This window comes from Acidisoma sp., from assembly GCF_035492295.1.
In the GTDB taxonomy this organism is placed as follows: domain Bacteria; phylum Pseudomonadota; class Alphaproteobacteria; order Acetobacterales; family Acetobacteraceae; genus Acidisoma.
Window position 1 is genome coordinate 1 of sequence record NZ_DATJJK010000192.1, and the last position, 10,261, is coordinate 10,261.

The following is a 10,261-nucleotide window of genomic DNA, read 5'->3' on the forward strand; positions in this document are numbered from 1 at the left end:
GATAGCCATGATAGAAGACCACGCTGAGCGCGAGAACGCCGCGCAATCCGTCGATCGACGAGCTGCGCTGCGGTGCCAAGGTCGGAGGCTGGTCCGCGCCACGCAGCACGGGTGTCGTCGCTAAGGCGTAGATAGCAACGAAAGAGACGATAACGTATGCGATGTCCATCGGCGGTAACTCATTGTTTAGGGGCAGCGGCGCTGCGCCGAAAAAAGGTTACGTCAGATAGAGAATTTCAATCCCTGTGACGCTTGTGGAGAAGGCCGGCCAAGACCACAATCATTTTGCGGCTCGCGGACGAGAACGTGATCAGCCCTCACGCGCCTGCCATATGATGACTGATCAACGATCAGCGGCAGATCCTGGACGGCGATGGCCGCGCGAACCGCGTCAAATCCCGCACGAATGGACCATATCGAATTAACAACGACTGTGGCGGTCTGGGCTAGTCCCACATGCCAGCGTGCAGGGCCAGCGCCTCGTCGCGCAGCACCGGGCCGATGACCTCGACCTTCCTCTGCCCAGCAGCAAAGACCGTGGCGCAGGGCAGGTCGAGCGTCGGGTTCTCGGGATGGTTGCCGGTAAGCGCCAGCAGGTCGCGCTCCGAACAACCGTAGACGACGCGGCCGATGCCGGCCCAATAGGCCGCACCGGCGCACATCGCACAGGGTTCGGCGGATGTGTACATGGTACAGCCGAGCAGAAAACCTGCGTCATAGACGATGGAGGCGCGGGTCATCAGCACGCGTTCGGCATGACCGGTCATGTCCCGGTCGGGCATGAAGCCGTTGCCCTGTTCCATCAGCACGGCGCCGTCGGGCCCGACCAGAATGGCGCCGAAGGGGTGCTGCCCCTCGGCCTTCGCACGTTCGGCGACCGCAAAAGCCCGGCGCATATAGTGTTCATGGTCCAGCGCTTGCGCCATCATCCGTCCTTCGTCATGCCGCTGCGATCCGTTCATGCCGGGTCCGTAGCCCGGCCGCTCCCAGCCAAGTCTATCCTTTCCCGCTTCGGGCTCGTTTGTCACCCGGCCATGCGGCGCTGACCAAGACGGTTGGCAGCTCTGCCAGCCGAGTGATCCGCGAGAACTCGCGCGGCGTTACTATATACGGTAACACTCGTCTGGACGGGACGGAATGTTATGTTATAACGTTCTGACATTCTGTCGAGGTATCCCCCATGACTCGCCTGCCGCGATTTGCACCCGCCCTCAGCACGGGCCTCCTAGTGATCGCCGCCTTCGCCTGCACGCTCGGCACCGCGCACCCAGCAGCGGCAGCCGGCCCCATCCCGGCCATCGGCGTGGAAAACGAATATGCCGACGTCATCGCCCAGATCGGCGGGCCTTACGTCTCCGCCACCGCCATCATGACTGATCCGAATACCGATCCCCATTCGTTCGAAGTCAGCCCCCGCATCGGCGGGCGCATCGCGGGGGCCGATCTCATCGTCGAAAACGGGCTTGGCTACGATGATTGGGCCGACAAGATGGTGCGCGCGGCGCCGAAGTCAGGACGCATCGTCATTAACGTCCAGAAACTCCGCGACCTGCCGGACTCCGCCCCAAACCCGCATCTCTGGTACGACCCGGCCACCATGCCGGCGGTCGCGCACGCGGTGGCAGAGGCTTTGAGCAAGCTCGACCCTGGCCACGCCGCCTATTTCCAGCGGCAGGAACAGACATTCGACGCCTCGCTGAAACCCTGGGCGGAGGCGCTGGCCGCCTTCAAGAAAGATTACCCTGATGCGCCGGTGGCCGTCACGGAACCGGTCGGCGACTACATGCTCCAGGCGGCTGGCGCCAAGATCATGACGCCCTTCCCCCTGGAAGCCGCGATCATGAACGACACCGACCCCGCACCGCAGGACGTGGCCACCCAGAATGCCCTCTTCACCAAGGGCACGGTAAAGGCACTGGTCTACAACCAGCAGGTGACGGACCCGCTGACCAATTCCTTCCTGGAACTCGCCCATAAGCATGGCATTCCGGTGGTTGCCGTGTATGAAACGATGCCCGCGCCCGGCTATCATTATCAGAGCTGGATGCTGGCGGAGGTCGAGGCCCTCAGGCGCGCGGTGGCGGGCAAGATCTCGACCGAAAGCCTGCTCAAACCTGTCGCCCACTGATCTGAGAAGCCCGATTGCAATGACCGACCCCATGGCGACGCTCGACGTCGAGCAGCTGAGCGTCGCCTTTCCCGGCCGTCCCGTGCTGCGGGACGTGAGCTTTTCGCTGCGCCCGGGCGAGTTTTGCGGCCTCATCGGGTCGAACGGCTCGGGCAAGACCACCCTGCTCCGCACCATCCTGGGTCTTCAGGCGCCTTCGGCTGGGACTGTGCGGATCGGTGGCCACAGCGGGGCCGGGAGGCGCGGCCTCATGGGCTATGTCCCGCAGAAAATCGGCTTCGAGACGGAGATGCCGCTGCGGGCGCGCGATGTTGTCGCGCTCGGGCTGGATGGTGCGCGGCTCGGACTTTCCTTCCCGTCCCGGGTCCGGACGCGAAAGGTCGAGGAGATGCTGGAGGCGGTGGATGCGCAAGCCTTCGCCGACCAGCGCATCAGCGATCTCTCAGGCGGGCAGCAGCAGCGTATCCTCATCGCCCATGCCATGATCCGGCGGCCGAAGCTTCTGCTCCTGGATGAGCCACTCGCCAATCTCGATGTCGCCGCCGTCGCCGATATCGTCCACCTCCTGCATTGGTTCGCGCATGAGGAGGGGATCACCATCCTCGTCTCCGCGCATGACATGAACCCGCTCTTGGGGGTCATGGACCGCATCGTCTATCTCGCCCAGGGCCGAGCCGCGACGGGCAGGACGGAGGAGGTCGTCCGCACCGAGGTGCTGAGCCGTCTCTACGGGCATCATATCGACGTCATCCGCGTTCATGGCCGCGTGCTCGTGGTGGCGGCTGGGGCTGCTGACGAGATTCCGATCGCCATGGAGCGCCATCCCGTCCACGTCTGCGAGATTCCCTGAGCCTATGACCCTGTTCGATGCGATCGTGACACCCGGCTTTTTCACGAACGGGCCGGTGCAGACCGCCCTTCTCGTGGGCGGCGGGGCGGCGGTGATTTCGGCCGCCATCGGCGTCTTTACCGTGATCCGCGGCCAATCCTTTGCGGGCCATGCGCTGGCTGATGTCAGCAGCGCCGGCGGATCGCTCGCCTTCCTTGTCGGCTTCGCCCCGCTCTGGGGGTTTCTCGGCATCGCGGCGCTGGCTGCCATGGCGCTGGAAGCGGTCGGGCTGCGCCGCGCGCGGGAGCGAGATCTGGCGACGGGTGTCGTATTCGGCGCGGGCCTCGGCCTCACCGCGCTGCTCCTCCATTTCGCCATCGCGACGCGGAGTTCGAGCGGCGCCGCGATCTCCGTCATGTTCGGCTCGATCTTCGCCATTCCCTCGGGCGTCGTCCTGCCCGCCCTCGCGGTGGGCGCGGGGGGACTGATCCTGCTGGGGGCGATCTGGCGGCCGCTGCTGTTGGCCTCCCTCCATCCGGATCTGGCCGCCGCCCGCGGCATACGCGTGCCGCTCGTCGGGCTGCTGCATCTCCTGGTGCTGTCGCTCGCCGTTACGCTCTCGGCGATGACGGTGGGCGCCATCCTTTCGACCGCGCTGCTCGTCGGGCCGGCGGCGGCCGCCGTGCGCCTCACCCGCAGCGCGGGGCAGGCTGTGCTACTCGCCGCGGGGCTCGGCCTCGTCGCCTGCTGGGGCGGCATCCTGCTCGCCTATGACAGCTATGGCTGGACCCCCGGCCGTCCCTGGCCGGTCAGCTTTTTCATCGTGAGTCTTATTTTCGCGCTCTACCTTCTCTCGGGCCTGCGCCGGCCTGCCCGGCTACGGGAGGCCTGAGCGCGATGTTCGCGAGCTACATGATCAACGGTTGGATCGTCGCCACCATCATCGCTGTCGTGGCGGGCGCGGTCGGCGTCTTCGTCGTCCTGCGCGGCACCAGCTTCGCGGCCCATGCCCTGCCGATCGGCGCCTTCCCCGGCGCGGCTGCCGCCGATCTTTTCGGCATCCACGAGATTTGGGGTCTCCTGATCTTTGCGATGCTGGGTGTTCTCGGCATCACCCAACTCGGCCGCCGCCAGCGGCGAGACGTGGCGACCGCCCTCACCCTCGTCACCCTGCTCGGCCTCGGCACGCTCTTCCTCAGCCTCTCGGGCCATTATGCCCAAGGGGTCTTCGCCTTGCTCTTCGGCCAGTTGGTGAGTGTGAGCCGAGGTGACATTCTGCCGGTGGCAGGGATTGGCCTGCTCGTCCTCGGCACGCTCGCCGCGCGCTTCCGGCCGCTGCTCCTGAGTTCGGCCTCGCCGGACCTCGCGGCCGCCCGAGGCTGGGCGCCCGCACAGCTTGATCTGCTCTTTCTCGGACTGGTCGGCCTCACCACGGCCATGGCGCTGCCGGTGGTGGGCGCGCTGCTCGTCTTCAGTCTCATGGTGGGCCCGGCCGCCGCCGCTCGCAGCTTCGCCCGTCGCCCCGCGCAAGCGGTGGCGCTCTCTATCGCTTTCTCGCTCGGCACCCTGTGGGCCGCGATCGCCCTCGCCTATGTGACCGACTGGCCGATCGGTTTCTTCGTCGGCAGCATCGCGGCGGCGCTTTTCACCCTGTCGGAAGTGCCGCGCCGCTTCAGTCGAACCGCCTTGGGCTGAACGGGGACAGGTCGATCGCCGGTGGTGTGCCCGACAGAAGCTCGGCCACCAGTTGCCCCGTGCCCGCCGATTGCGTCAGGCCGAGATGGCCGTGGCCAAAGGCATAGACGATGCGGGGGGAGATTTTCGACGGGCCGATTACCGGCAGGCTGTCCGGCAGGGACGGCCGGAAACCCATCCATTCCTGCCCGCCCTCGGGCTTCAGGCCGGGCAGGAAATCCTGCGCCTTCCGCAGCATCGCCGCGGAGCGTTTGAAGTTGGGCGGCAGGTCGAGTCCGCCCAGTTCCACCGCACCGCCAACACGGAGGCCGGTCACGAGTGGCGTCACCACGAAACCATGGCCGCCGAAAATGATCTGGCGGCGCAGGTCAAAGGCGCCGGGCGGCAGGGTGGTGTTGTAGCCGCGCTCGGTTTCGAGCGGGATGCGGTCGCCCAGCGGGTCCGTCAACCGGCGCGACCAGGCGCCGGTCGCCAGTACGACCTGGGCAGCCGAAAGTCTCTGTCCGTCCCGCAGGTGGATGGTCACGGAGGCGTCTGCCGGCTTGAGCCTCGTTGCTTCACCCGCGAGAAAGGTGACGCCCCGGTTCTCCAGGTGCCGGGCGAGGACAGAGGCGAAAAGAAAAGGATCGCTCACCGTCCGCCAGCCGGGCACGAAGGTGCCCGAGACGAAACGGCGCGAGAGACCGGGCTGCAGCGCCGCCATCCGGGCGCCCTGGACATGCTCGAAGGCAATGCCCGCATCGCTCCGGGCCTTCCATCCAGCAAGCGACTCCTGAAATTCGCGCGCACTCTCATAAAGTTCGAGCGACCCGTCGTGATTGACGAGCGCGGAAAGCTTGGCCTCGGCCACCATCCGGTCCATCTCGGCTTCTGCCACCCGCATCAGGCTCACCTGGGCGGCGAGGCTCGCGGCCAACCGATCCCGCCAGCCGGCGCGCCAGAAGCGGATCAGCCAAGGGGCGATCTTCAGCGCATAGGCGGGCGGAATGGCGAGCGGACCGAGCGGGTCCAGCAGCCATTTCGGCACCTGGCGAATCTTGCCCGAACTGGCGAGCGGCAGAATATCCGAAAAGGCCAGCGCTCCGGCATTTCCGGCACTCGTGGCGCGGGCGACGCCGCCGCGTTCGATCAACGCCACGCGGCGACCGGCGGCAGCCAGCTTCTGGGCGGTGGCCAGCGCCACAATACCGGCGCCGATGATCGCGACGTCGAGCGGGGCAGCGGGGAGGTCCTTCGTCAGTCGTACCGCATCCGCTACCGTGCAGTTCACGCCTCGCCCCTCAGCCGTCGTGCCAGGCTGAGGAGAATGGCAGCCGTCGCGCCCCAGATATAGTGATCGTCATGCGGCCAGACGTAGATATCCCGCCATTCTCCGCCGCCTGGAAGCTTCATGCGCCGCCGCGCCGGTTGCGCCGGGTCGAGCAGGACAGAGATGGGCAGGCTGAGCAGCGCAGCGACCTCGGAAGCGTCAGGCTTCAACACGATGTCCGGCGGCACCAGGCCCACAACCGGGGTTACCAGAAAACCAGTGCCGGTCTCATGCAGAGGCAGCCGCCCGATGACCTCGACGGCGCTGGGGTCGAGCCCCACCTCCTCCCAGGCCTCGCGCAGGGCGGCCGATTCGGGGCTGGGATCGGCCGGATCCATTCGACCTCCGGGAAAGCTCACCTGCCCGCCATGGCGGCGCAGATGGTCCGCGCGCCTGGTGAGAAGAATGCGCGGCGCCGGCTCCATGATGATCGGCACCAAGACGGCGGCGGCGAGCCCGTCCAACAGGCTCTCCACCCGCTCGGCGCTCTCCGCCGGCGTCGTCGGCCGGGCGAGGCTCGCACGCAGCGCCGCAGCGGTGAGCAGGGGCATCACGTATCGTCGTTGGGCATCTCACCCAGAGGGAAGAAGACGCCACTGCTCCAGATGCCGAGCATCATTCGGTCGCGCACGGTCTGCGGCTCGGCGAGCGCCACCAGTTCATAGAAAACCGGGCGGCTGATGCGCGCCTCGATCGGATGCTCACCATTGCCGGGCCGAAGCCGGACATAGGGCTTTGGGTCGCCGCCGCCCTCGTCCTTGAAGCGCAGAGGATGATCGAGATCGACGGTCACGATCTCGTCAGTATTGGTCCGAAAGGTCACCACCTGGTCGCTATCCGCGCCATCCCACTCCATTTCGACGACGACGAAGGGCGCATCCTCCACCACGATGCGGCCACGCTCGACCGGCGTTTCCAGCCAGAAACTCCCATCCGCCTCCCGCCGCAACACGCTTGCGAAGAGGCAGACAAGCTCCTTCCGTCCGATCGGCGTTCCCTTGTAGAGCCAGCTCCCGTCCCGCTTGATGACGAAGGGCAGATCTCCGCATTCGGCAGGCTTGCGCTTACCCCGCGCAGGCACTGCCGCGTCCGCCGCGCGAGTCGTCGCCTTTAAACTTTCCTGCTCGCCCGACACAGCCTCAACCCCATGATCGCGATCCCGGCAAATTCTCTGCCCTGCGTTGTCCGCCCCCACGTTTTCCTGAGCCGACTTTCACCTGACCATCAAATATAGATAGGGTCATCGGCCGGAGAGGTCACGAGCCTCTATACTGGGTGATGATTGCCAAGGAACACCATGCCTTTTGAAATGGGACGACCGGAGAGCAACGGCAATGAGGCGGAGGAGATTCTCTCCCGGGCCGAAGAACTAGGCGCCCGGCTCGCCGAACTCCGGACCGAAATCCGCCGCGTCATCTTTGGCCAGAGGGAGGTCGTGGATCTCGCGCTGACCGGCATTCTCTCGGGCGGCCATGTGCTTCTCGTGGGTGTTCCGGGCCTCGGCAAGACGCGCCTCGTGGATACGCTCGGCCGCACGCTCGGCCTCGCGACCAACCGCGTGCAGTTCACCCCGGACCTGATGCCCGCTGATATCCTGGGCAGTGAGGTGCTGGACGAGGTGCCGGAGACCGGCCGCCGCGCCTTCCGCTTCCTGCCGGGCCCGGTGTTCTGCCAGCTTCTCATGGCGGACGAGATCAACCGCGCCAGTCCGCGCACGCAGTCAGCCCTGCTTCAGGCGATGCAGGAGGGGCATATCGCTGTCGCCGGGCAGGACCGGCCGCTGCCGCGCCCCTTCCACGTGCTGGCGACACAGAACCCGATCGAGCAGGAGGGTACCTATCCCCTGCCCGAAGCCCAGCTCGACCGTTTCCTGTTGCAGATCGACCTTACCTATCCTGGACGGGAGGACGAGCGTGCCATGCTGCTGGCAACGACCGGCAGCGAGACGGCGGAAGCGCACGCCGTTCTGGACACCGACCAGTTGGTCTTGGCGCAACGCCTCGTCCGGGCAATGCCTATTGGCAATGCGGTGGTGGACGGCATCCTCGCCCTCGTGCGGGACGGTCGGCCGGACGGATCGGGCCTGGGCTTGGTGCGGGATCATGTCGCCTGGGGTCCGGGTCCACGCGCAGCCCAGGCGCTGATGTTGGCCACCCGCGCCCGCGCGCTGCTCGATGGGCGGCTCTCGCCGAGTCTCGAGGATGTGGCCGCTCTGGCGCCGGCCGTGCTGCGCCACCGCATGGCGCTCTCCTTCGGCGCCCGGGCCGAAGGCGTCACGCTCGAGGCCGTCATCGACGCGATGGTTGGCCGCATTGGCGCCTAAAACCGTGCCGGCGCAGGCGTCGCTCGCGGCGGAGGCCCTGGGACAGACGCTGCCGCCGCTCCTCCTCGCCGCCGAACGGGTGGCAGCGTCGGTCGCGCAGGGTGTCCATGGCCGCAGGCGCACAGGGCGCGGCGACAGTTTCTGGCAATACCGGCCCTTCTCCGAAGGCGATTCCGCCCAGCGGATCGATTGGCGGCAAAGCGCCCGCTCCGACCGGCTCTTCGTGCGCGAAACGGAATGGGAGGCGGCGCAGACGGTTTATCTCTGGGTCGCGGATGGGGAGGCGATGCGCTGGCATTCCCGCGCAACCCCGCCGAAGCGGGAACGGGCGGTACTGCTCGCCCTGGCGCTCGCGGCCCTGCTGCTGCGCGGTGGCGAATATGTTCGCCTGCTCGGGGCAAAGCCGCACCCGGCCTCCGGTCGACCCGCTCTTCCTGCCATCGCTGACCTGCTCGATCAGCCGGCCGGGGAGCAGCCTCTGCCGCCGCCGCTGCGCGTGCCGCGCCATGCCCATCTCGTGCTGATCGGCGATTTCCTCGAGCCGCTCGAGAGCATTCGCGCGGCCGTCACCGGTTTTGCCGGCCTGCCGGTCTCGGGGCATATTCTGCAGGTCCTCGACCCGGCTGAGGTCGAACTGCCGTTCCGGGGGCGGGTGCGCTTCGAGGGTTTGGGCGGTCTTGCCCGGGCGGCGGGCATCCTGGTACCCAAGGTCGAGGATATTCGCGACCAATATCACCAGCGTCTAACAGCGCAGGTCACGGGCATCGGCGCCATTGCCCGCGCCGCCGGGTGGACCGCGGGGCTGCACCGCACCGATCACAGCCCGAATGCGGCGCTGCTCGCCCTCTATGAGGCCCTTGCCGCGCGATGATCTTCGCTGCGCCCTGGCTGCTGCTCGCCTTCCTCGTACTGCCCCTGCTCTGGTGGCTGGTGCGGGCAAGCCCGCCCAGTCCCCGCCGGCAAAGCTTTCCGGCGCTCCGGCTGCTGATGGGGCTGGAGGCGCAAACGGAGTCGCCCGAGCGCACACCGCCCTGGCTGCTCGTCCTCCGGCTTCTGGCGCTCACCTGCCTCATCCTCGGCCTCGCGGGTCCGATCCTTAATCCGCGCCATGGGCCGCCCGGCCAAGGTCCGCTCCTCATCGTGCTCGACAATTCCTGGGCCACGGCGGGTGATTGGGCGGATCGCATGGCGGCCGCCCGCGCGGCCATAGGCACCGCCGCGCGGGACGCCCGGCCCGTGGCTCTTCTTACGACCGCCGCCGATGCCGACGGCAAGCCACCCACGATCCAGGGGCCGATGCCGGCCGGGCGCGCCTTGAGTCGACTCGCCGCCGTCCTGCCCCAGCCTTGGCCCGCCGACCGTGCGGTTGATGCCCAAGCCGTCTCTGCCTGGCACATGCCGGACACGTCCGTCCTTTTCCTGGATGACGGGATCGCCGCTCCGGCGGGTGAAGACGCGTTTCGCGCCGCCCTCGCCCGTGTCGGCCAGGTCACGGATATGCGGGCGGCAGCTGCCGCCCCCCTGCTTCTGCCACCCGTGGCCTCGGCCGGCGCGCTGGCTGTCCGTCTCGCCGCTCTGCCGGTTTCGGCCGACCGACATTTCGCCGTGCTCGCGGAAGGCGCGGATCGCCGCACCCTCAACCGAATCACGCTCGATCTGCCAGCTGGTCATACGACGGCCGAGGCTCCCCTCGGCCTGCCGACGAGTCTCGCCAACGAGGTGACGGCGCTGCGCATCGCGGGCGCGCCCTCGGCCGGCGGCACCATGCTGCTGGACGGACAGTGGCGGCGCCGCATCGTCGGTCTCGTCTCGGGCGTGGGGGACAATGCCGATGCCCCCCTGGTGGGCCCGCTCTACTATCTCAACCGTGCCATGGGGTCGGATGTCGAGATCCGTCATGGCACGCTGGATCAGCTTGTGGCCGAACCGCTCTCGGCTCTCGTCCTGAGTGATCGGCCCCTGCCCCCGGGCCCGGAA

The 10,261-nt window shown here is 67.5% G+C and carries 11 protein-coding genes; 7 read left to right on the forward strand and 4 right to left on the reverse strand.

The window, feature by feature from the left end; translation table 11 throughout:
• Positions 1 to 446: 446 nt before the first annotated feature.
• Positions 447 to 962: a nucleoside deaminase gene (locus VL752_RS14320; protein WP_408863133.1), complete on the reverse strand. Its 516-nt coding sequence runs from the start codon at positions 960 to 962 to the stop codon at positions 447 to 449.
• Positions 963 to 1,180: 218 nt separating this feature from the next.
• Here VL752_RS14320 and VL752_RS14325 point away from each other — a divergent pair, with 218 nt between their 5' ends.
• Genes VL752_RS14325 through VL752_RS14340 form a run of 4 tightly spaced genes read left to right on the forward strand, consistent with a single transcriptional unit; the run spans position 1,181 to position 4,652 of the window.
• The gene (locus VL752_RS14325; protein WP_325356409.1) at positions 1,181 to 2,128 is read left to right on the forward strand and encodes a metal ABC transporter solute-binding protein, Zn/Mn family; all 948 of its coding nucleotides are present in this window, start codon (positions 1,181 to 1,183) and stop codon (positions 2,126 to 2,128) included.
• A gap of 19 nt (positions 2,129 to 2,147) precedes the next feature.
• The gene (locus tag VL752_RS14330) at positions 2,148 to 2,978 is read left to right on the forward strand and encodes a metal ABC transporter ATP-binding protein (RefSeq protein ID WP_325356411.1); all 831 of its coding nucleotides are present in this window, start codon (positions 2,148 to 2,150) and stop codon (positions 2,976 to 2,978) included.
• Between the two features lie 4 nt (positions 2,979 to 2,982).
• Positions 2,983 to 3,849, forward strand: a complete 867-nt coding sequence (locus VL752_RS14335; protein ID WP_325356413.1) for a metal ABC transporter permease — start codon at positions 2,983 to 2,985, stop codon at positions 3,847 to 3,849.
• Between the two features lie 5 nt (positions 3,850 to 3,854).
• Complete coding sequence (locus VL752_RS14340) at positions 3,855 to 4,652, forward strand: metal ABC transporter permease (protein ID WP_325356415.1); 798 nt, start codon at positions 3,855 to 3,857, stop codon at positions 4,650 to 4,652.
• On the opposite strand, the gene VL752_RS14345 is transcribed toward VL752_RS14340, so the two are convergent.
• The 3 genes from VL752_RS14345 to VL752_RS14355 are packed head-to-tail and all read right to left on the reverse strand — an operon-like array spanning position 4,630 to position 7,042.
• On the reverse strand, positions 4,630 to 5,922 hold the full coding sequence (locus VL752_RS14345) for an NAD(P)/FAD-dependent oxidoreductase (RefSeq protein ID WP_325356417.1): 1,293 nt from the start codon (positions 5,920 to 5,922) through the stop codon (positions 4,630 to 4,632). The genes VL752_RS14340 and VL752_RS14345 overlap by 23 nt on opposite strands.
• Positions 5,919 to 6,512 carry a CoA pyrophosphatase gene (locus VL752_RS14350; RefSeq protein WP_325356419.1) on the reverse strand — a complete coding sequence of 198 codons (594 nt, stop codon included), beginning with the start codon at positions 6,510 to 6,512 and terminating at the stop codon, positions 5,919 to 5,921. The genes VL752_RS14345 and VL752_RS14350 overlap by 4 nt, the downstream gene beginning before the upstream one ends.
• The gene (locus VL752_RS14355; protein ID WP_325356421.1) at positions 6,512 to 7,042 is read right to left on the reverse strand and encodes a DUF1285 domain-containing protein; all 531 of its coding nucleotides are present in this window, start codon (positions 7,040 to 7,042) and stop codon (positions 6,512 to 6,514) included. Before VL752_RS14355 ends, VL752_RS14350 begins: the two co-directional genes overlap by 1 nt.
• A 216-nt stretch (positions 7,043 to 7,258) precedes the next feature.
• On the opposite strand from VL752_RS14355, the gene VL752_RS14360 reads away from it, so the two are divergent.
• The 3 genes from VL752_RS14360 to VL752_RS14370 all read left to right on the forward strand — a co-directional run.
• Positions 7,259 to 8,284 (forward strand): AAA family ATPase, encoded by a 1,026-nt coding sequence (locus VL752_RS14360; RefSeq protein WP_325356423.1) that lies wholly within the window; start codon positions 7,259 to 7,261, stop codon positions 8,282 to 8,284.
• Between the two features lie 4 nt (positions 8,285 to 8,288).
• The gene (locus tag VL752_RS14365) at positions 8,289 to 9,155 is read left to right on the forward strand and encodes a DUF58 domain-containing protein (protein WP_325356425.1); all 867 of its coding nucleotides are present in this window, start codon (positions 8,289 to 8,291) and stop codon (positions 9,153 to 9,155) included.
• On the forward strand, positions 9,152 to 10,261 hold a 1,110-nt coding region (locus VL752_RS14370; protein ID WP_325356427.1), incomplete at its 3' end, for a BatA domain-containing protein. The genes VL752_RS14365 and VL752_RS14370, both read left to right, overlap by 4 nt.